This window comes from Rubrobacter taiwanensis, from assembly GCF_004337705.1.
Classification (GTDB): domain Bacteria; phylum Actinomycetota; class Rubrobacteria; order Rubrobacterales; family Rubrobacteraceae; genus Rubrobacter_C; species Rubrobacter_C taiwanensis.
On sequence record NZ_SKBU01000006.1, the window covers coordinates 216,051 to 235,316 of the forward strand.

Annotated in this window: 21 protein-coding genes; 9 read left to right on the plus strand and 12 right to left on the minus strand. The window is 68.4% G+C overall.

Annotation, left to right across the window (positions count from 1 at the left end; translation table 11 throughout):
- Nucleotides 1-93: 93 nt before the first annotated feature.
- Nucleotides 94-732 (plus strand): GntR family transcriptional regulator, encoded by a 639-nt coding sequence (locus tag E0L93_RS03305; RefSeq protein WP_132688417.1) that lies wholly within the window; start codon nt 94-96, stop codon nt 730-732.
- A gap of 161 nt (nt 733-893) precedes the next feature.
- The gene (locus tag E0L93_RS03310) at nt 894-1,799 is read left to right on the plus strand and encodes an alpha/beta hydrolase (protein WP_243638084.1); all 906 of its coding nucleotides are present in this window, start codon (nt 894-896) and stop codon (nt 1,797-1,799) included.
- Here E0L93_RS03310 and E0L93_RS15695 read toward each other — a convergent pair.
- Together E0L93_RS15695 and E0L93_RS15700 are read right to left on the minus strand one after the other, a co-directional pair.
- A complete protein-coding gene (locus E0L93_RS15695; protein WP_165874136.1) occupies nt 1,796-1,996 on the minus strand; it encodes a hypothetical protein in 201 nt (66 codons plus the stop codon). The two genes, E0L93_RS03310 and E0L93_RS15695, sit on opposite strands and share 4 nt — an antisense overlap.
- 3 nt (nt 1,997-1,999) lie before the next feature.
- Nucleotides 2,000-2,248 carry a hypothetical protein gene (locus tag E0L93_RS15700; RefSeq protein WP_165874137.1) on the minus strand — a complete coding sequence of 83 codons (249 nt, stop codon included), beginning with the start codon at nt 2,246-2,248 and terminating at the stop codon, nt 2,000-2,002.
- Between the two features lie 117 nt (nt 2,249-2,365).
- On the opposite strand from E0L93_RS15700, the gene E0L93_RS15705 reads away from it, so the two are divergent.
- Complete coding sequence (locus E0L93_RS15705) at nt 2,366-3,034, plus strand: DUF2225 domain-containing protein (protein ID WP_165874138.1); 669 nt, start codon at nt 2,366-2,368, stop codon at nt 3,032-3,034.
- Nucleotides 3,035-3,044: 10 nt separating this feature from the next.
- On the opposite strand, the gene E0L93_RS03320 is transcribed toward E0L93_RS15705, so the two are convergent.
- Nucleotides 3,045-3,461 carry an RrF2 family transcriptional regulator gene (locus E0L93_RS03320; protein WP_132688423.1) on the minus strand — a complete coding sequence of 139 codons (417 nt, stop codon included), beginning with the start codon at nt 3,459-3,461 and terminating at the stop codon, nt 3,045-3,047.
- A 164-nt stretch (nt 3,462-3,625) separates the two neighbouring features.
- Between E0L93_RS03320 and E0L93_RS03325 the strand changes: the two genes are divergently transcribed.
- The 5 genes from E0L93_RS03325 (at nt 3,626) to E0L93_RS03345 (ending at nt 7,605) form a co-directional block, all read left to right on the plus strand.
- Nucleotides 3,626-3,991, plus strand: a complete 366-nt coding sequence (locus E0L93_RS03325; protein ID WP_132688426.1) for a cupin domain-containing protein — start codon at nt 3,626-3,628, stop codon at nt 3,989-3,991.
- A gap of 126 nt (nt 3,992-4,117) precedes the next feature.
- Nucleotides 4,118-5,125, plus strand: a complete 1,008-nt coding sequence (locus E0L93_RS03330) for a heme/hemin ABC transporter substrate-binding protein (RefSeq protein WP_132688429.1) — start codon at nt 4,118-4,120, stop codon at nt 5,123-5,125.
- 8 nt (nt 5,126-5,133) lie between these two features.
- Nucleotides 5,134-6,249 carry a FecCD family ABC transporter permease gene (locus E0L93_RS03335; RefSeq protein WP_207890302.1) on the plus strand — a complete coding sequence of 372 codons (1,116 nt, stop codon included), beginning with the start codon at nt 5,134-5,136 and terminating at the stop codon, nt 6,247-6,249.
- A complete protein-coding gene (locus E0L93_RS03340; protein WP_132688432.1) occupies nt 6,246-7,082 on the plus strand; it encodes a heme ABC transporter ATP-binding protein in 837 nt (278 codons plus the stop codon). The genes E0L93_RS03335 and E0L93_RS03340 overlap by 4 nt, the downstream gene beginning before the upstream one ends.
- Before the next feature lie 157 nt (nt 7,083-7,239).
- On the plus strand, nt 7,240-7,605 hold the full coding sequence (locus E0L93_RS03345; protein ID WP_132688435.1) for a cupin domain-containing protein: 366 nt from the start codon (nt 7,240-7,242) through the stop codon (nt 7,603-7,605).
- 135 nt (nt 7,606-7,740) lie between these two features.
- Here the strand turns inward: E0L93_RS03345 and E0L93_RS03350 are convergent, their stop codons facing one another.
- Complete coding sequence (locus E0L93_RS03350) at nt 7,741-8,610, minus strand: LCP family protein (protein ID WP_132688438.1); 870 nt, start codon at nt 8,608-8,610, stop codon at nt 7,741-7,743.
- 125 nt (nt 8,611-8,735) lie between these two features.
- Here E0L93_RS03350 and E0L93_RS03355 point away from each other — a divergent pair, with 125 nt between their 5' ends.
- A complete protein-coding gene (locus tag E0L93_RS03355) occupies nt 8,736-9,545 on the plus strand; it encodes a hypothetical protein (protein ID WP_132688441.1) in 810 nt (269 codons plus the stop codon).
- A gap of 1 nt (nt 9,546) precedes the next feature.
- On the opposite strand, the gene E0L93_RS03360 is transcribed toward E0L93_RS03355, so the two are convergent.
- The 8 genes from E0L93_RS03360 to fdh form a co-directional block, all read right to left on the minus strand.
- Entirely contained in the window at nt 9,547-10,461 is a 915-nt protein-coding gene (locus E0L93_RS03360; RefSeq protein WP_132688444.1) for a delta(1)-pyrroline-2-carboxylate reductase family protein, read from the minus strand.
- Between the two features lie 2 nt (nt 10,462-10,463).
- The gene (solA, locus tag E0L93_RS03365; protein WP_243638085.1) at nt 10,464-11,594 is read right to left on the minus strand and encodes an N-methyl-L-tryptophan oxidase; all 1,131 of its coding nucleotides are present in this window, start codon (nt 11,592-11,594) and stop codon (nt 10,464-10,466) included.
- Between the two features lie 134 nt (nt 11,595-11,728).
- The gene (locus E0L93_RS03370) at nt 11,729-13,303 is read right to left on the minus strand and encodes an aldehyde dehydrogenase family protein (RefSeq protein ID WP_132688450.1); all 1,575 of its coding nucleotides are present in this window, start codon (nt 13,301-13,303) and stop codon (nt 11,729-11,731) included.
- A 66-nt stretch (nt 13,304-13,369) separates the two neighbouring features.
- Nucleotides 13,370-14,017, minus strand: a complete 648-nt coding sequence (locus tag E0L93_RS03375; protein ID WP_132688453.1) for an adenylate kinase — start codon at nt 14,015-14,017, stop codon at nt 13,370-13,372.
- Nucleotide 14,018: 1 nt separating this feature from the next.
- Nucleotides 14,019-14,996, minus strand: a complete 978-nt coding sequence (gene nrfD, locus E0L93_RS03380) for an NrfD/PsrC family molybdoenzyme membrane anchor subunit (RefSeq protein WP_132688456.1) — start codon at nt 14,994-14,996, stop codon at nt 14,019-14,021.
- Nucleotides 14,997-15,009: 13 nt separating this feature from the next.
- Nucleotides 15,010-15,849: a 4Fe-4S dicluster domain-containing protein gene (locus E0L93_RS03385; RefSeq protein ID WP_132688459.1), complete on the minus strand. Its 840-nt coding sequence runs from the start codon at nt 15,847-15,849 to the stop codon at nt 15,010-15,012.
- Nucleotide 15,850: 1 nt separating this feature from the next.
- Complete coding sequence (locus E0L93_RS03390; RefSeq protein WP_132688462.1) at nt 15,851-16,093, minus strand: hypothetical protein; 243 nt, start codon at nt 16,091-16,093, stop codon at nt 15,851-15,853.
- An 8-nt stretch (nt 16,094-16,101) separates the two neighbouring features.
- Nucleotides 16,102-19,206: a formate dehydrogenase gene (fdh, locus tag E0L93_RS03395; protein ID WP_424511416.1), complete on the minus strand. Its 3,105-nt coding sequence runs from the start codon at nt 19,204-19,206 to the stop codon at nt 16,102-16,104.
- Between the last annotated feature and the right edge of the window lie 60 nt (nt 19,207-19,266).

A 19,266-nucleotide genomic window follows, 5' to 3' on the forward strand; every position in this document is an offset into this window, starting at 1 on the left:
ATATTAGAAAATATATTATCTGAGATACCGAGTCAAGGAAATAGGGTTATAATTGGGATATGAATAGTGGTTTTTGGCCGGGGGAGGCGGTAGGTGCGTGAATCTCTGACGCAACGGTCTTACAATCGGATCAAGGACGACATTCTCAGCCACCGCCTCCTGCCCCGGCAGCCGCTCGTGGAGGCCGAGCTGGCCGCCAAGTACAACATCTCCAAGACGCCGGTGAGGGAGGCTTTGATCATCCTCGCGCGTGAGGGGATAGTCGAGATGAACGCGTTCCGCGGTATGCGGGTGCGAGACTTCACGCCGCGCGACGCCCGGGAAATATACGAGCTGCGCGAAATCCTGGAACCACTGGCCCTGGAGCGGGCGATACCAAATATGAGCAATGAGGACACAGCGGACCTCCGGAAGATCCTCGACGATGCCTGGCGGGCGGTGGAGAGGGGCGACCAGCGCGAGCTCTCAAGGCTTAACCGGGCCTTTCACAGCGCGCTGGTGGCCAAGTGCGACAACTCCCGGATCGTAGCTACGCTAAACCAGCTGCAGGACCAGATCCGGGTCATGACCCTTCGGTTCTGGAAGGTGCAGGCAACCTACGTGCACGAGGCAAAGCAGCATGAAGCCATCATGGCCGCCGTGGAGGCCCGTGACGCGAAGCGAGCCGCAGAGCTGCTGAGAGAGCATATAGTAGAGTTCCGGGAGCGGTACGTCAGGGAGTGGGAGGAGTAGGCCAGGAGGCGTAGACCGCCTCGCCGCCCGGGATCGCAGGGCCCACCCTCACCCCTGCAATGCCGTCCTACGCCCCTGGTGCGGGGCCGGCCGTCAGCACGCCGCCGTTCACGAGAATCACGTCCCCGGAGCTCGCCCGCCCCTCCTCCTATATAATAACGGTGTTGCGGATTATGCGGAGAGACACCTCGCTCAAGGCGGGCGGCAGGGGAGCGGCGAGGCTCGCCCTGGGGCTCCCCGCAGGTTTCGCGGCGCTCACCCTGCTCTCGGCCCGGGTAGCGGCCCGGCGCGTGGTGCGCCCGGGGCCTACCGAAGAGCGCTTCCTCACCCCCTGGGAGTTCGGCATCCCCTACGAGGAGGTCTCCTTCCGGACGCGGGACGGCCTCCGGCTGCGGGGCTGGTGGCTCGGGAGTCCGGATGCGCGGCGTACGGTCATAACGCTGGCCGGGTATAAAGGGGCGAAGCATCACACGCTGGGGATCGCGGCCGCCCTCTGGCGAGGCGGAGCCGACGTCCTGCTCTTCGACAACCGCGGGCGGGGGGACTCAGAGGGCGAGATAACCACCCTGGGCTATCTGGAGCAGCTGGATGCTCTGGCAGCCATTGAGTATGCGCGCACCCGCTCGGACGCTCCACTGGGCCTGGTAGGGTACTCGATGGGGGCGGCGGTAGCGATAATGGTCGCCGCCGGAGACGAGCGGGTCGGAGCCGTCGTGGCCGACTCGCCGTTCGCCTCTCAGCGCGAGCTGCTGCGCGCCCACCTGCGCCGCCGCATAGGGCTCTTCTCCCTCCCGTTCGCGCTCGCGGCCGAGAGGTTCCTCCCCTACGACGTGCGGGAGGTGGAGCCCATCCGGGAGGTGGAGAGGATCTCGCCCCGCGCCTGCCTCTTTATTCACGGCGGACGGGATACCGTGACGGATCCGGAGGACTCCCGCACACTCTACGCGCGGGCCGGAGACCCCAAAGAGCTCTGGATCGTGGAGGAGGCCGATCACTGCGGCTCCTACTTCGCCGACCGCGCCGCTTATGCCGAGCGCGTGGCCGGATTTCTGGAACGGCACCTCTAGCCCTGGAGCAGGCGCCTGAGGCTCTCTTCGAGATACTCGGCGGTCACGCTTCCCTCCGGCTCGTAGGCCACGGCCTCCCGGCAGAGATGGTAGAGGGCCAGCGAACGGGTCGGGGAGAGCCGGCGGTTGCCGGCCAGCTCCAGCACGAGCCGCATCAGCTCCAGGGCGACCTCCGCGTCGCTCTTGCGCCGCTCCACGGGTTAGTTCCCGCGCGACTTCGCGTACAGGTAGCCGCCCGCAAACCCGAGGGCCAAGATCCCGAGCACCGAAGCGGCGCTCAGGCCGGCGGCGCGGTAGATGGCGGACCGCCGGGCCGCCGAGAGGGAGGCCCCCCTCACCCCGGCGCGCACGACGCCCGGAGCCAGCCGGCCGGCAGCCCCGCCCGCCAGCCCGGCGGCTACATCCACTACGCGATCCCCGAAGCTCTTCCTCCTCCTCCTGTGAAACATGTTTCCGGCTCCTCTCATCCGTACCGGGTTCAGATTATACCTCCAGGCGGTGTGGTAAACTCGGAGCGTAGGGTAGAGTCCGTAAGCTGTGGACGGCAGAGCACGCAGGGAGCGGGTATGGGAGATGTCAGGCCGATCTACACCCGGTGTCCTCTGTGCGGGCAAGTCTTCCCCCACCTGCCGCCCGGCTCCTACGTGACCGTCGGGCGGGAGTCGGACCTCTGCCCGCGCTTCCCCGGCCGCCAATCCGACGCCGCGAAGATCCTGCAGCGCGAGGTGACCATGTGCCCGGCCTGCGGGTTCGCCGCCCCAGAGAACTTCGAGGAGGTGGACCTCAGCTTCGACGAGCGCTACGAGCTCGAAGAGCGGCTGGCCGGAGACGGGATGCTGCGGGTCTTCAAGAGCAACCCTACCCCCTGGCTGCCGTTCCACGCGGCCGAACTGTGCGGACGGGAGCGGGACTTCAGCCACTTCAGGCTGGGAGACATCTGCCTGCGCGCCTCGTGGGTCTGCCGCAAGGAACGCCAGCAGCCGTTCGAAAGCTCATTCCAGCACCGGGCCGTGCGGCACTTCATGCGTGCCCTGGACACCGAACCGTTGGACTGGCGCGAGCTGCCGCTCACCACCTACCTCATCGGCGAACTGAACCGGCGACTCGGACACCACCGCGACGCCCTGAACTGGTTCGTCAACGCGGAGAGGATGATCGGGAACCGCCCCGAACTGGCCTGGCTCAACCGCCTCATCTCCGAGCAGCGCAAGCTCGCCGAGAGCGCCGCGGCGTAGAGAGCCCCCGCTAGCGGGAGACGGTGCGGGTTACGAAGTCCGCGAGGGTGTGCTCCGCAAGGTACTCCAGAATTGCCTCCTGCCCCTCCTCCCAGGCCTCATGCATGGCACACGGCCGCCCCTCCCCGCAGGCGCGCTGCTCCATGATGCACCGGCTTACCTCGAAGGGCCCCTCCGAAGCCTCCACCGCGTCGCGGAGCGTGATCTCCTCCGCAGCACGGGCCAGACGGGATCCCCCACCCTTGCCCTCCCGGCTCTCCACCAGCCCGGCACGCGCGAGCCGGGCCAGAATACGAGCCAGCAGCCGGCGCGGGATCTCTGCCTCTTCCGAGATCCTGGCCGCCGTTACCCGCTCACCCCTCCTCTCCGCCAGATAGACGAGAGCCCGCAGAGCATAGCGCCCCTCGCTGCTGAGCTCCAACCTCACGCTACCCGCAAGAACATCCTCGTGCCGGCCATTGCATCATGATACCGCCTCAAAGCCCTCTTTAACTGCTACATGTTTTGTATTAGTCTATCCATACGCAACGCACTAAGGGAGAGGAGTTCAGAGAGATGAGTTCGCGTCGGCATCCGGGTTCCGAGAGGCCCATGAGCGCACCGGTACAGAGCTTCAGGCTGGATGAGGCGGTGTCCCGGCTGCGTGAGGAGAAGGCGTGGCGGGAGGGACGGCGGAACGCGATCACGCTGCGCAAGGGCCAGGGCATGAACGTCGTCCTGCTGGTGATGAGAGCCGGAGACAAGCTGGAGGAACACGCAGCTCCGGGGCCTATCTCAATTAGCGTCCGGGAGGGCCGGGTGCGGTTCATGACGTCGGAAGAAACCCTCGAGGCCGGACCCGAGATGCTCATCACCTGCGAGTCCGGCGTGCGGCACAGCGCGGAGGCCCTGGAGGATGCCGTCTGCGTGGTCACCATAGCGTCCGGAAAGACCTCCCCCATGGCAACACCAAAGTAAGCGTTGTTTGATCCGTAAGCGTTGTTTGATCCAGATCACTGTCCCCACACTAAACCCCCTTTAACATTTTAGCGTTAATGATAATCATTAGCATGTCCTCGGGAGTTACGTGTGGGAGGTGGTGAAATGACGAGAAGAGGGGGGCTGGCAGTGTTGTGTCTGGCCCTGGTCTTCTCTGTGGCCTGTGGATCGCGGGGAGATTCCGGGGAGAGTTCGCGGGGCTCTGTTGCTTCGGAGGGGGAACCGGTTCGGAGCGGGGAGAGGGCGAGTCCTGAAGGGGGTCTGGAGCCGCGGCTACCGGCTACGGTGGCGAGTGCCGATGGGGAGGAGGTGACGGTCGGGGATGTGAGCAGGATCGTCCCGCTCAACGGGGACATAGCGGAGATTGTGTGGGCTTTGGGGCTTGGGGAGAACGTCGTCGGCACCGACGTGAGCGCGACCTACCCGGAGGAGGCGCAGGAGCTGCCCAAGTTCGGCTACCAGCGGGAGCTAAACGCTGAGGGGATACTCTCGCTTAACCCCAGCGTGGTAATAGGCACTGAGGAGGCCGGACCTCCGGAGGTGATAGAGCAGATCCGGGCTTCCGGCGTGCCGGTCGTCATTTTGGAGGACCCGCCGACTCTGGAGGCTCCGGAGCAGAAGATCCGGGGCGTCGCCGAGGCCTTGGGGGTGCCGGAGAAGGGAGAAGAGCTTGCAACGCGGACCCGGGAGGAGATAGACGAAGCTCTGGAGCTCGCCGGAGAGACCGAGTCCGAACCCAGCGTGATGTTCCTCTACGTGCGGGGGCAGGGGACGCAGATGATCGGGGGCCGCGGCTCTACCGCCGACACCCTCATTCAGGCCGCCGGCGGCATCGACGCCGGGACCGAGGCCGGGATAGACGGCTACCGGCCGCTCACCCCGGAGGCGCTCTCCGCAGCCCAGCCGGACGTGTTGCTCCTGCTCTCGGCCGGCCTGGAGTCCGTCGGCGGCGAGGAGGGGCTGCTTCGGATACCCGGCATCGCCGAGACGCCTGCCGCGCAGGAGGGCCGCATCCTCGCCTACGACGACCTGTACCTGCTCGGCATGGGTCCCCGTACCGGCCAGGCGCTCAGGGAGCTCGTGCTCGATCTGCACCCCGAACTGGAGGAGTAGACGAAGAGGTGTTGGGGAGTACCGGAGCGAGAGCGCTGAAGGCGCTGCGGCGTAAGCGGGAGGTTGCGGGCTGGTTCTCCGGCGCGAGCGGGCGCTTGATCGCCCGGGCCGCGCTCTTCCCGTTGCTGACGGTGGCGCTGGTCGCGGCGGTGCTGCTGAACGTAGGGCTCGGGGCCGTCGGGATCGGGCCGCTGGAGGTCGTCGCGATCCTGGCCGGAGGAGCAGGGCTGGACCTCGGGGTCCCGTACACCGAACAGCAGGCGGCGGTGCTGTGGGGGATCCGGCTGCCCCGGGTCGCGTTGGGCGCGCTGGTGGGCGGAGGGCTCGCGGTGGCCGGAGCCGCGCTGCAGGGTATCTTCCGCAACCCGCTTGCCGAGCCCGGCATCATCGGGGTCTCCAGCGGCGCGGCGCTCGGTGCGGTGGCCGCCATCGTGTTCGGGATCGCCGCCTTCGGAGGACTCGCGCTGCCGTTCTTCGCCTTCGGCGGCGGTCTTCTCGCCACGCTCACCGTCTACGCCTTCGCCCGCCACGGCGGCCGGACGGAGGTCGTGACCCTCATCCTCACCGGCATCGCCGTGAACGCCGTGGCCGGCGCGGGAACGGGTCTCCTGACCACGATGGCCACCGATGCCCAGCTCCGCAACATCGTGTTCTGGACGCTCGGCAGCCTCGGGGGAGCCACGTGGCCGGCGGTGCTGACCGTTCTGCCGTTCGTCGGAGCCGGAGCGTTCCTCGCAGCACGCCGGGGCCGGGAGCTGAACCTGATGGTCCTCGGCGAGAGCGAGGCGCAGCACCTCGGCGTCTCCACCGAGCGGGTACGCCTGGCGCTCATAGCCCTCGCGGCCCTCATCACGGGCGCAGCCGTCTCGGTCTCCGGGATCATCGGTTTCGTGGGGCTGGTGGTGCCGCACCTGATCCGGCTGCTCTCAGGCCCCGACCACCGCACGCTCCTGCCGGCCAGCGTCCTGGGCGGCGCGGCCCTCCTGCTCCTGGCCGACCTCGCCGCCCGCACCCTGGTCATCCCCGCCGAGCTGCCCCTGGGAGTCGTCACAGCCTTCGTCGGCGGCCCGTTCTTCCTCTGGCTGTTGCACCGCACCCGCAAGCAGCATGGGGGCTGGGGATGAGATACGCCGCCCTTCAGGCCCGCGACCTCGGGTACTCCGCCGGAGCGAGCCGCCTGCTCGGCGGCGTCGAGCTGGAGCTCTACCCCGGAGAGCTCCTGGCGCTCGTCGGCCCCAACGGGGCAGGCAAGACGACCCTGCTGCGGCTGCTCGCAGGGGACGCTGAGCCGGCCGAAGGGGAGGTCCTGCTCTACGGCCGGCCACTATCCGATTATGCGGTCCGGGAACTCGCCTTGAAGCGCTCTGTGCTGCCGCAGCAGACGTACCTCCGGTTCGCCTTCACCGCGCTGGAGGTCGTGCTGATGGGCCGCGCGCCGCATCTGGGCTTCGGACGGGACGAGGGCCCGGAGGATCTGGCGGTGGCGAGACGCTGCATGGAGCAGACCGACACCCGGCACCTGGAGGCCCGCAGCTACCCCACCCTCTCGGGCGGCGAGCAGCGGCGCGTCACCCTCGCGCGCGTCCTGGCGCAGGAGGCGCCGGTGATGCTCCTCGACGAGCCGACGGCCGCCCTGGACATCCGCCACCAGGAGCTGGTGATGGAGACGGCGCGCGGGCTCGCAGCCGGCGGGGCCGCGGTCCTGGCCGTGCTGCACGACCTGAACCTCGCCGCCGCCCACGCCGACCGGGTGGCCGTCTTGAGCGGGGGAGAGCTGGTCGCGCTGGGCCGGCCGGCAGAGGTGATGACGGCGGATTTGCTCTCCGGAGTCTTCGACTACCCGATCTCCGTCACCGAGCACCCGGCCCGCGGGACGCCGCTGATACTCCCGCTGCCCCGAACCGGACCGGCAGAGGAGAGAACAGGAATGAGGAACGCAGACCGACATCCAGATTAACCCCCGGACTCCGGTATCCCGAGCTGGCGCCGCTCAGGGAGATCAAACCCCATCACCCCCCTCTTCCTCACCAACCGCCCCCATGCCTCAAACCCCCTCAAGGAAGCGCTTTATCTATGACATTTTATGTATTAGTATGTTTTCATGGAGGTGATAGATGCGCGAGGAGAGAGGTGATCCGGGTCACGCGGCCGACCTGCGAAAGCTGGCTGCCGGGAGCCGGGGCAGTTTCGGGACGGTCTGGACGCTGGCGGGGAGCGAGGATCTGAACGCGAACCTCGTGCTCTTTTCGGCCGGAAGCGGTGTCGGGGAGCACGTCAGCGACGAGGTGGACGTCGTACTGGTCGGGGTGGCCGGTTCTGGAAGCGTCACCGTGGAGGGTAAGGAGCACCCGCTGGCGGCCGGGAGGCTGGTGTTTATCCCGAAAGGGGTCCGGCGTTCGGTGCGCAGCGGTTCGGAGGATTTCGCTTACCTCAGCCTCCACCGAAGGAAGGGCGCGTTGAAGATCGGCGGGAAGGGGTAGCGGGCGTGAAGCGGCCCTCAGGGAGTTCTCCGACGACCACCACCAGGGATTGGTGCGGGCGCTGCGGCTGCGGCGGGCGGCCGCAGGCGAAGGAGCGTCCGGGGAGGTGGCGGTGCGAGAGGCTAGCGTTCGGAGCTAGTCTATCGTGTTCTCTACGGTCTGCCGGCCGGTGGCGGTGTCGGGGATCCAGTAGGAGATGCCGTCTATGTACTGAGGTGTGCCGGGATAGAGTTCGGCCGTCATCTCGCCGCGGGCGAGGCTCAGCCGCACGCCGAAGATGGCGAGCTCGACGGGGTTCATGTTCGTCTCGATGCTGTTCCAGGTGGCCCGGATCACGCCCGGCAAATCCGGGATGTTCGCCGGCGAGGTGACTTCGGAGAAGGCTGCCTGCAGGAAGCGCTGCTGGCGCTCTATGCGCCCGATATCTGCCGTGGGGCCGCCCCGGTAGCGGACGTAGGCCAGGGCCTGCTCGCCGTTCAGTGTCTGGAGACCGGGCTGGAGGCTCACGCCGTCTACGTTCAGCGGCTCCTGCACGTCCAACGTGATGCCGCCCATGGCGTCCACGATCTCCTCGACGCCCTCGAAGCGGATCACCACGTAGTTCCCGATCGAGCGTCCGGTGAAGCTCTCCAGCGTCTCCACGGTGAGTTCGGGCCCGCCATAGGCGAAGGCGGCGTTGATCTTATCCTGGCCGTGGCCCGGAATCTCGACCAGCGTGTCCCGTGGCACGGAGAGCATGCCGGCCCCGTTGTCGGTGCCCACGGCCGCGATCATGATCGTGTCCGAGCGGGAGGCCTCGTCCTCCGGGCGGGCGTCGCTCCCCAGCAGCACGACGCGCTGCGTTCCGAGGAGCGTGAAGAGGGCGTAGAGGACGAGCAGCGCGAAGAGGGCCAGCAGCGCCAGCGGCACCCAGCGCCGCCGCCTGCGGGGAGCGCTGGGGGGCCGGCGCTCCTCCGGGGACCGGAGCTCCGTGCGGGGGATGTGGCCGGCCCGGTAGACCCTCATGCCCTCTCTATTCCTGCGGCGATCGATGACAACCTCCGGGAAGTCGTTGTAGAGATCACGTATTTTATCGTCGGGGTGTTCCGGAGCACAGTCCGGAGGCGGGAAATCCGGGTAGAATGGTCTGCGTGAAGAGCCTCAAGAACAGCGCCCTCGGCCCCGAGGAAGAGCGGCTCGCGTGGGAGGGGCTGGCGAGTGCCTGCTCCGATCCGGTCCGGCGCCTCGGAGCCTTCCTGGTGATCGGGCTCGTCACCTTCTTCGCCGGCATCAGCGCCGTCGTCCTCTACTACAACTTCTTCGGGGTGCGGGCCGTCCCCCACGCCCTGTTCTACGCGACCATAGCTTTCGGGCTGCTGGTGGCGCTCGGCGGCTGGAGCATCTGGCTCGCAGGAAGCCTGCGCGACTACGCCTCTTTCCGCCGGGTGCTGGAGCGCAGCGGCCTCGACGCCCGGCGTCCGACGCTGGATGGCCTGGGCGTCTACTCCGACGAGCAGCTCCTGGCGCTGCGCTCCCGCTACGAGAACGCCCGCAGGCCGGCGGTCCGCCGGCTCTTTGAGCGGCTCTTCGGCTTCTCGCGCGACGATTCCTTCCGCTCCGGCCCGCTGAACGTCCGTCCCGGCACCTTCGAGATGGACAATCTGCGCGTCGAGTGGGAAGCGAACCTGATCCTCCTCAACGCCGGTTCGAAGCCACCGGAGGTGGGCTGGTGGCTGGAGAGCCGGATGGAGCTGCTCCCCCGCAACCCGGACGAGACGCGCAAGATAATGTTCGCACTCCGCTACACTCGCGACTCCGTGCGCGCGCTCAAGCTGCGCTACGGCATCAGCATCCGGCGCTGGCACCGCACCGTCCCCGAAGGCCAGCTGTGGGACGCCATGCGCGACTACGACGAGGCCCGCCGCCTGCAGCTGGACCTGCAGCGCAAGATGCGCCGCTGACTCATGCCTCCGCCAGAGCGGCGCGGACGGCCGCGAGATCCCAGAGCGCGTGTCCCACGCTCTTGAAGACGACGGGACCGGCCCCGAACCCGCGGCCCTGCAACACCTCCTCCAACTCCACAGCGTCCTCCCAATCGAAGGCCCCAACGTCCGCCGCCCGGATGAGGTCCCCGGCCTCCGCCCGCGCGCCTTCGAGCGTGTCCACGACCACAACGGCCCGCGCCACCAGCCCCGGCGGCAGCTCCGCCATCTCCGGCCTGAACGCCCCGACCGCGGCGATGAAGGCCTCCTGAGTAACGCCCTCCGGCAGCACCGGCTCGGCGCTCGTGGTTGCGGTGACGACGAGCGGCACGTCTCCCAGGACTTCCTCCGGCCCATCCACGGCACGGGCCCGCATCCCCAGCCCCCGGGCGTGCTCCGCCAACCGCTCCGCAGACTCCCGGGTACGGGAGGCCACGAACGCCTCCCCCACTCCCAGCCCCTCCCGGAACGCTTCGAGGTGAGAGCGGCCCTGGGTGCCCGCCCCTACCACGAGCAGCGGCCCCTCAGGGTGGCGGGCCAGCTCTCGCGCGGCCAGCAGCGAGAGGGCGGCCGTGCGCCGGGCGGTGACGGCGGAGCCGTCGAGCAGCGCCAGCCGGCGGCCGGTCGCCGCCTCCATCACCACCACCTCGCCCCTGATGGCGGGGAGGCCGCGCCCCGCGTTCTCCGGGTGCACGGTGACGAGCTTGGTCATCGCCAGCTCCGCATCCGCGGCGGGCATTACGAGCAGAGTCCCGCCCTCCGGAAGCGGCACCGCCAGGCGCTCCGGGGCCCGGACGGCACCCCGGCCGCGGGCCAGCGCGACCTCCCGGATGGAGTCCGCCAGCCTAGCGTAAGGCAAGCGCTCGCGCGTCTCTTCGGCTCCGAGGATCCTCACATCTACACCTCCTTCAGGAACCGGGCCGGGGAGAAGAGGTCTATCGGGTGGGAGGTTTCGCCTTCGGTGGCGAGGTCGGCCAGGATCTCGCCGACCACGCTGCAGAACTTGTAGCCGTGCCCGGAGAACCCCGCGGCGACCGAGACGTTCGGGTGCTCGGGATGCGGGGAGAGGATGAAGTGGAAGTCCGGCGTGTTGGTGTACATGCACGCCGCCGCGTGCGCACAGCGCCCGGCGAGCGCCGGGATGTGTCGCGAGAGGCAGCCGCGGATGCGCTCCACCTCCTCCTCCTCGCGCACCTCCCGGTCCAGCGTCTCCGGCGTGCAGATCGCTCCGGCCACCCGGTGGAAGGCGGCCTTCACCCCGCCGTAGGCCCCGTCCGGGATGCCGTAGAACACGTCGCCGCCGGCCGGCTCCCAGATGAAGACCGGGAACCGCCCCAGGCTCTCCTGAGGCTCGAACCAGTACATGACCTGCCGCTCCACCCGCAGGGGGAGACCCAGATCCCCGAGGAGCTGCGGGGCCCAGGGGCCGGGACAGATCACGAGCCGCCCGGCCTCGTACGCTCCCCGGCCCGTCTCCACCCGCACACCGCCACCCGATGCCTTCCACCGCAAGACCGGCTCCTCGAAGCGCAGCTCGGCTCCCCGGGCGGCCGCAAGGTCCAGGTGCGCCCGCACGGATTCCTCGGGATCGAGGAATCCCGCCCGCTCCTCATACAGAGCGACCGTCTCCGGAGTGGGGGCGAAGGCGGGGAAGCGCTCCCGGATCTCTTCCGCGTCCAGCAGCTCGTACGGCAGGCCATATTCTTCAGCGCTGCGGACGCTGCCGGAGACCAGCCCGCTCTCCCGGCGCCCGACCATCAGCCCGCCGGTGATGGTGAGCAGGCTCTTGCCGCACGCCCGCTCCAGCTCCTCCCACAGCTCGTAGGCGCGCAGCAGCAGCGGCACGTAGGCCGGGTCCTCGTAGTACGCCTGGCGGATGATGCGCGAACGGCCGTGGCTGGAGCCCCGATCGTGGGCCGGGGCGTACATCTCCAGCCCGAGCACCCGCCGGCCGCGGCGGGACAGCTCGCACGCGGCGGCGCTCCCCATTCCCCCCAGCCCGGCGACTATCACGTCGTAGCGTTCCAAGGCAGGCTCGCCCTCCGGTCTCTGTGGGCTCCGCGGCGGCATTCTACTACCCGGCGATACCCGCGGCGAGCGCCGGTTAGAACGAGCCGGGCCGGTGTGGACCCCGATCATCCCGGCCTCGATGCCGGGGAGCTCTACGTCTCCAGCCGGAAGTCCATATCCGCCGGGAGGTCGATAACGTCCATCTGGGCCTTCTGGAGCTTTCCGGCGTAGTCCCAGTTCATGGCCTGCCAGCGGGTGAACTGGTCCAGCACCCAGACGCCCGAGAGCCGGCTGCCGTTGCCGCTCTTGCCGTTGCCCCCGAAGGGCAGGTGCGCCTCGGCGCCGCTGGTGGAGTTGTTGACGCTGAGCATCCCGGCGCTGACGCGCTCCCGGAAGCGGAAGGCGTGCGTGGCGTTGGTGGTGTAGATCGCGGCCGAAAGCCCGTAGCCGTGGCCGTTGGCGAGCTCGACGGCCTCCTCGAAGTCGGAGAACCTGGCCACCCCCACGATCGGGCCGAAGGTCTCCTTCTTGTAGAGTTCGTCGTCCGGCGTCACGCCGCTCACGATGGCCGGGTGGCAGTAGAGCCCGGCCTCCGGGTCGCCGACGAAGCCCCGGCGCGGGTTGCCGGAGGTGATGCGGCCGGTCCCGGTGGAGCCGTGGATGCCGTGGTGGTCTTCGATCAGCTCCAGCCAGCCCAGGAAGCGCTCGTAGAAGCGCTCGCCGAGCATCGGGCCGTAGAGCACGTTCTGCATCGGGTCGCCGATGGGCGCCTCCTCGACTGCCCGGGCGAACCTGCGCAGGAACTCGTCATATACGGATTTGTGCACGATGGCGGTGCCCAGAGAGGTGCAGCGCTGCCCGGCGGTGCCGAAGCCGCTGAAGAGCGCGCCCTCCACGGCGAGGTCGAGGTCCGCGTCCGGCATCACCACCAGAGGATTCTTGCCGCCCAATTCCAGGCAGGGCGACTGGTAGTGCCGGCCGCAGAGCGCCCCGATCTCACGCCCCACCTCCGAAGAGCCGGTGAAGCCGACCTTGTCCACAAGCCCCTCCTCCAGCGCGCGCTCCAGCCCCTCGAAGGCGGAGGGGCCTTCGGCGTGCACGACGTTCAGCACGCCGTCCGGCAGGCCGCCGCGGATCAGGATCTCGGCGAACGCGTCCGCGACGGCCGGGGAGTACTCGGCCGGCTTCCAGACCACCGCGTTGCCGCAGGTCAGCGCCGGAACGATATACCAGGAGGGCACGGCGACCGGGAAGTTACCGGCGGTTATGATGGCTGCCACGCCGACCGGGACCCGGAAGGTGAAGAGCTGCTTGTCCGGCATCTCGGAGGGGACGGTCCGGCCGTAGAGCCGGCGGCCCTCGCCGGTGAAGAAGTCGCAGGTGTCTATTATCTCCTGCACCTCGCCCAGAGATTCCGCGTAAGGTTTGCCGATATCGCGGGTCAAAAGGCGCGCCAGCGCCTCCTTGTTCGCCTCGACGAGGCGGCCGATCTTCTTGATGAGCTGAGAGCGGATCGGGGCCGGGATCGCGGCCCACTCCCTCTGCGCCTCCCGCGCCGCCCGGCAGGCCGCAACGAACGTGCCCGCATCGCCCAGCCTGACCTCGGCGACCACCTCGTCCAGGCGGGCCGGGTTGGTGGACTGCATGATCCCGCCCGGCGCATCGTCCAGCCGCCGGCCGCCTACCAGCGAGGAGACCGGGCGGGCGGTTACGGTGGTATCGCTCATAAGCTCCTCCAGTCTCGGAAGACACCCCAAGAAGGCAAGCGTATCTTACCACCGCAGCCAGGCGGGTCAGCCGACCCTCTCCGGATGCCCCAGGAGCTCCAGGATGCTTTCAGTGACCTCCGGGATGGGCCGGGCGGCGTCCACCTCCTCGAGGATGCCCTTCCCGGCGTAGAACCGCTTGATGTCCCCGATCTCGCGCCGGTAGATCTCCAGCTGGCGGCGTAACGCTGCCTCGTTGTCGTCCGTCCGCCGCTCGAACGGGCCGGGGTCCAGGTGCTCCCGCGGGTCTGGGGGAGGATCGTGCTCGACGTGGTAGGTGCGCCCGGTGGAGCGGCTCACCAGCCGGCCCCGGACGCGCTCCACCAGCACCTCGTCCGGAGCCTCCAGCACGATGACGTGGCTCAGGGAGATCCCCCGCTCCTCCAGCATGCGGTCCAGGACGCGGGCCTGGTGGATGCTGCGCGGGAAGCCGTCCAGGATCCAGCGCCCCGCCGGCTCCAGGTTCGGCCTGAGCAGCTCCAGGATGAGCTCGTCCGGCACCAGCTCGCCCCGGTCGTGGTACGCCCGCATCCTGTGTCCCAGCTCGGTTCCGGCCTCTATCTGGGCCCGCACCATGCGCCCGGTGGAGATGTGGAAGTAGGAGAGCATCTCCGAGAGCCGCTGTGCCTGCGTCCCCTTGCCCGCGCCGGGAGGACCGAGCAGCACGATCTTCATCTCAGCCCTCTTTGCGGGTGTGGCTGAAGGTGGCCTGCGGGTCGTCGGCGCTCCGCTTGCCGCCCTCAACCATCACATACCGGAAGGCGAGCCCGCCGAGGAGCACGAGAACGGAAGCCAGTATCCCCCGCGGACGGCTCTCCCGCCCGGAGAGGAGCGCGAGCGGCGCGAGTATCCCGCCGAGCACCGTGCCGCCGAAGAAGAGCGGCGCGAGCGGCTTTCCGTACAGGGGCTTCCCGTACTTCCCCATCTTCGCGAGCGAGGCGGCCATAAGCCCGAGCTCGGCCACGAGCGCCAGCCGCTCGGCGCGCCGCAGCGCCGCGTGCGTCCCCTTCTCCCCCCACCGGCCGAGCTTCAGAGCCAGCGAGAGCGCAGAGAGCCCGGTGGAAAAAGAGGAGGCCAGAAACGTCGGCCCCATCAGGAGCGCGTTGCGCGCCCACATCGGGACCGCGGTGGCGGCGAGCAGGATACCGCCGTACGACCCCACAAACAGCGCGAACGGCATCGCGAGCGCCGAGAGTATCTGCGCCGGGACCGCCCGGGCGAGGCGCGCGGCGGGGTTGCCTCCGCCGAGCAGCCCGTCCTGCGCCGCCTGGGCGGTGGCTATGAGGCCGCTCAGGCTTCCGAACAGAAACAGCGACCAGGAGCCCAGAGACATCGGGGAGCGCAGCTTGAGGATACGGAGCATGTTGTAGAAGCGCTCCGGACGGCCCAGATCGCTTATGAGCAGGAGGGGACTCAGGACCATGCTCCCGAGCGTTATGTACCGGCCCGCGCGCAAGAGCGCCGCGTCCCCATGCCCCAGCAGGCGGGCTATGGTGGTCACGGCGTGCGCCCCGGCCCCGATGCCCCCGACCCAGAAGTAGACGAAGATCTCCCACGTCCAGTGCGGCCGCTTGATGGGCGGGATGTTGTAGTAGCTGTCGCCCGGGTGGTGCGAGCTCTCAGAGCCCCGGGCGTGGCGTCCGTTCTCGCGCATCGTACCCCCTTCTCTAGCGCCGGAAGGCGAGAGCAACGGCGGCGCTCAACACCGCTGCGGCCACGGCGCTGGCGGCGACGGCCGGTCCCACCTTCTCCTGCGGCAGCTCCGGGGCGGCGGGCAGGTTGTAGGTCTCCGGCCGGTCCATCAGGATGAACTTCGAGTGGTTGCCCCCGATGCCCCCGGTTCCGCCGACCTCTTCGGTGCCGTAGACGTAGGCTTCGGTGTAGCCGCGCTCGTGCAGCTCCCGCACGCGCTCCTCGGCCCGGCGTTCCAGCTCCTCCACCTCGCCGAAGACGATGGAGTCGGTCGGGCAGGCCTTGGCGCAGGCGGGCTCCAGCCCGTCCTTCTGCCGGTCGTAGCAGAGGGTGCACTTGAAGGCGCGCCCGTCCTCGGGGACGGAGGTTATGACGCCGTAGGGACACGCCGGGACGCAGTAGCCGCAGCCGTTGCATACGTCGGGCTGGATGTAGACGTTGTCGAACTCGTTGCGGATAATCGCGCCCGTCGGGCAGGCCTGCTGGCAGGGGGCCCTGGCGCAGTGCTTGCACACGTCACTCATGAACGTCCAGCGTCCCAGACCGTCTATCTCCGCTCCCTCCGGAAGTTCCTCTCTTACGCCCTCGGCCAGAGCGACGAGGTCCACATCGCCGGTCAGCCGCTTCCTTCCGCTCTTCTCGATGAAGGCCACGTGCCGCCAGGTCGAGCCCGAGAGCGTCTGCGTGTTGTCGTAGGAGTCGCCGGTCATCTCGTAACCGTCGGCCGGGAGCTGGTTCCACTGCTTGCAGGCCACCTCGCAGGCCTTGCAACCGATGCAGACCGTGGTGTCGGTCAGAAATCCTGTCTTGGCCACTCTATCCCCCCATCACCTTGCGCCAAAGTTCTTCGACCGGGGCTCCGGGATCCCCGCTGAGGCGGAAGATCCGGTTACCCAGAGCCACGTGCTGCGGGGCGTAGATCCGCTCGACCATCCCCGTGCCGCGGTTGTAGTAGACGCCGGGCTTCAGCACCACGCTGCTGCGCACCGGCTTCAGGCGCCTGACCGCCTCGGGATGCTCCGCGAGCCAGAGGCCGAGCTCGTTCAGCTCCTGCTGCATCGCCTCCCTCACAGGCGTCCCCGCTTCAGGTTGGCGGTGAAGGCCTTGGCCTCGTGGATGGCGACGTTGGGCTCCAGTGAGACCGGCACGAGATCGTTGACCACATCTCCCTTGACCACGCCGTTCGGCCCCCAGTGGTAGGGCAGCCCTATCTGGTAGATCTTGCGCCCGTCGAACCTGAAGACCGGCATGCGGTCGCTCACGAGCGCGCGGGCATGGATCTTGCCCCGGCTCGTCTCGATCGTGACCCAGTCGGCGTTTCGTACGCCCTCTTCCGCAGCGAGCTCGGGCGGGATCTCCGCGAAGAGCTCCGGCTGCAGCTCCCCGAGCCAGGGGATCCAGCGGCTCATGGCCCCGCTGGTGTGGTGTTCGGTCAGGCGGTAGGTGGTGACCACGTGCGGGAACCGGGGATCCTCCGGCAGGTTGTACGGGTTGTCCGGGCGGAAGAAGAGCCGGGCGGTCGGGTCGCGCTGCTGCGCGTAGAGCAGGTTCGGGACGGGAGACTCGACCGGCTCGTAGTGAACGGGCAGCGGCCCGTCCTTGAGCCCCACGGGAGCGAAGAGCCAGCCCTTACCGTCGCCCTGCATGATGAACGGCCCGTCGCCGGGGATGGCGTCCACGCCCCTGTCTTCGGGGCCCGGCCGGTAGGAGGGTGGCTTGGTCGCCTCGAAGTCCGGCACGTCGCGGCCGGTCCATCGCTCACCATCCCACCAGACGTACCTCTTGCGCTCGCTCCAGGGTTTGCCTTCGGGGTCGGCGGAGGCCCGGTTGTAGAGGATGCGGCGGTTCATCGGCCACGCCCACCCCCACTCTAAGGCGACGAGATCTTGCCGCTGCCAGGGCTTGCGCCGCCGGGCCTGGTTGACCCCGCCGGCGAAGACGCCGGAGTAGATCCAGCCCCCACACGCCGTGGAGCCATCGTCTTTGAGCTCGGCGAAGCCGCCGACCGGCTTGCCGGTGTCCGTCCGGTAGCCGCCGATCTCTTTCAGGATGCTCTCTATGTCCGGCTCGTCGTGCGGCCCCTGCGTCGGGTAGTCCCACTTCAGCGCCTTTATCAGGGTGTCGCGCGGATCGTCGGAATCCGCGTACAGCTCTTTCAGGCGGCGCCCGAGGTGGAAGACGAACCAGGCGTCGCTGCGGGCGTCACCGGGCGGGTCCACGGCCTTGTCGTGCCACTGCAGCAAGCGCTGAGTCTGGGTGAAGCTCCCGTCCTTCTCGGAGACGAGCGCCGAGGGCATCAGGAAGACCTCCGTGCCGCACTCCTCCGGGTCCACCCCGTCCAGCTTCCAGGCGGTGGCGGTCTCTATCTCGAAGGCGTCCAGCACCACGATCCAGTCCAGGTTGCGGATGCCGTCGCGCGCCAGCTTCGCGTGCGGTCCGCCGACGGCGAAGTTCTGCCCGAAGACGAAGCAGCCCTTAACCTCTCCGTCCTTCATGGCCATGAGGGTCGGGTAGTAGGAGTGGTCGCCCGAGATGCGGGGGAAGTGGTCGAAGAGCTTACCGTCCTTCGGGTCGAAGTGCTCCCCGTACCAGGCCTTCATCAGGCTGGCCGCGTACTGTGGGAAGTAGCTCCACCAGCCGGCCTCCGCCGTCTCGGTCTCTACGTAGTCCCTCCAGGTGTTGTGGTTCTTCGCTACGTCCGGCATGGGTATGTAGCCGGGCAGAACGTCGTAGAGGGTGGCGATGTCGGTCGAGCCCTGGATGGTGGCGTGCCCCCTGAGCGCCAGCACACCGCCGCCGGGCCGGCCCACGTTCCCCAGCAAGAGCTGCAGGATGGCGGCGGCTCGGATGACCTGTACCCCCTTGGAGTGCTGCGTCCAGCCGACCGAGTAGACGAACGCGGTCGTCTTGTCCCTGCCGGAGTTCTCGCAGATGGTCTCCGCGATCTGCAGGAACTTCTCCTTCGGACAGCCGGTTATCCTCTCGACCATCTCGGGGGTGTAGCGGGCGAAGTGGCGCTTGAGGATCTGGAAGACGCACCGGGGGTGCTGCAGGGTCTGATCGTTCGGACGCGGCCGGCCCGCGTGCAGCTCCCCGGCGTGATCCTCGCCCTCTCCGGCCTCTCCGAAGATGGCGCCCTGGCTGCCCCCGACCGCGGCGTACCGGAGAGGCATGCCCTCGTAGCGCCAGGAAGTAGGGTCGTACTCCTGCTTCTCCTCGTCCCAGCCGGAGAAGAGGCCTGCGGGATCGGCATCCCGGAAGTCCTCGGAGATGAGCGTGGCCGCGTTGGTGTAGTTGAGGACGTAGTCCCTGAAGTACCGCTCGTTCTCTATGACGTAGTTTATGAGGCCGCCGAGGAAGGCAATGTCGCTTCCGGCCCGGATCGGGGCGTAGATGTCGCACATGGCGCTGGTGCGCGTGTAGCGCGGGTCCACGTGGATGAGCGTCGCCCCCTTCTCGCGCGCGATCATGGGGTGGCGGAAGCCGACCGGGTGAGCCTCGGCCATGTTGGAGCCCTGGATGATTATGCAGTCGGCGTTCTGCAGATCCATGAGGTTGGTGGTCGCACCGCCCCTGCCGTACGTGATGCCCAGACCGGGCACCGTCGAGCTGTGTCATATGCGCGCCTGGTTGGTAATTCGTACGAACCCTAAAGAGTGGAAGAGCTTGGTGATGAGGTAGTTCTCCTCGTTATCGATGGCCGCGCCGCCGATGGAGGCTACGGCCATCGAGCGGCTGAGCCTGCGGCCCCGGCCGTCCTCTTCCTCCCAGCTCTCCTCACGCACCTTCTTCACCCGCTCGGCGATCATGTCCATCGCCGTCTCCAGCGGCAGCTCCTCCCACTCCCGCGAGTAGGGCCGGCGGTACCTGACCTTAGCGAGCCGGTGCGGGGAGACGACCATCCCGTAAGTCGCCGAGCCCTTGGGGCAGAGCGTGCCGGCGTTGATGGGGCTGTCCGGGTTGCCCTCGATGTCTATGATGCGCCCGTCGCGGTGGTAGACGAGCTGCGAGCAGCCCACGGCGCAGTACGGGCAGACGCTCACCGACTTCTTCACGCCGGGATCCTTGATGCGCGCCCGCAGCTCCCGGCCGGCGGGGCTCACGGGATGCTCGACGGTCGTACCCAAATGGCTCCGGATCTTCCTCCAGAGATCTTTCGGTCTTACGGCCATATACCTGCTCCTCCTGGCGAGCGATCAGCTCCGAGCCGCGTCTCCCGGACCGCACGGCCT

Excerpts from the sequence above, each read along its gene's own strand:
- E0L93_RS15700 (WP_165874137.1), bottom strand. The coding sequence starts at position 2,248 with ATGTTTCACAGGAGGAGGAGGAAGAGCTTCGGGGATCGCGTAGTGGAT.
- E0L93_RS15705 (WP_165874138.1), top strand. The coding sequence starts at position 2,366 with ATGGGAGATGTCAGGCCGATCTACACCCGGTGTCCTCTGTGCGGGCAA.
- E0L93_RS03325 (WP_132688426.1), top strand. The coding sequence starts at position 3,626 with ATGAGCGCACCGGTACAGAGCTTCAGGCTGGATGAGGCGGTGTCCCGG.
- E0L93_RS03330 (WP_132688429.1), top strand. The coding sequence starts at position 4,118 with ATGACGAGAAGAGGGGGGCTGGCAGTGTTGTGTCTGGCCCTGGTCTTC.
- E0L93_RS03340 (WP_132688432.1), top strand. The coding sequence starts at position 6,246 with ATGAGATACGCCGCCCTTCAGGCCCGCGACCTCGGGTACTCCGCCGGA.
- E0L93_RS03345 (WP_132688435.1), top strand. The coding sequence starts at position 7,240 with ATGCGCGAGGAGAGAGGTGATCCGGGTCACGCGGCCGACCTGCGAAAG.
- E0L93_RS03350 (WP_132688438.1), bottom strand. The coding sequence starts at position 8,610 with ATGAGGGTCTACCGGGCCGGCCACATCCCCCGCACGGAGCTCCGGTCC.
- E0L93_RS03370 (WP_132688450.1), bottom strand. The coding sequence starts at position 13,303 with ATGAGCGATACCACCGTAACCGCCCGCCCGGTCTCCTCGCTGGTAGGC.
- E0L93_RS03375 (WP_132688453.1), bottom strand. The coding sequence starts at position 14,017 with ATGAAGATCGTGCTGCTCGGTCCTCCCGGCGCGGGCAAGGGGACGCAG.
- nrfD (WP_132688456.1), bottom strand. The coding sequence starts at position 14,996 with ATGCGCGAGAACGGACGCCACGCCCGGGGCTCTGAGAGCTCGCACCAC.
- E0L93_RS03390 (WP_132688462.1), bottom strand. The coding sequence starts at position 16,093 with ATGCAGCAGGAGCTGAACGAGCTCGGCCTCTGGCTCGCGGAGCATCCC.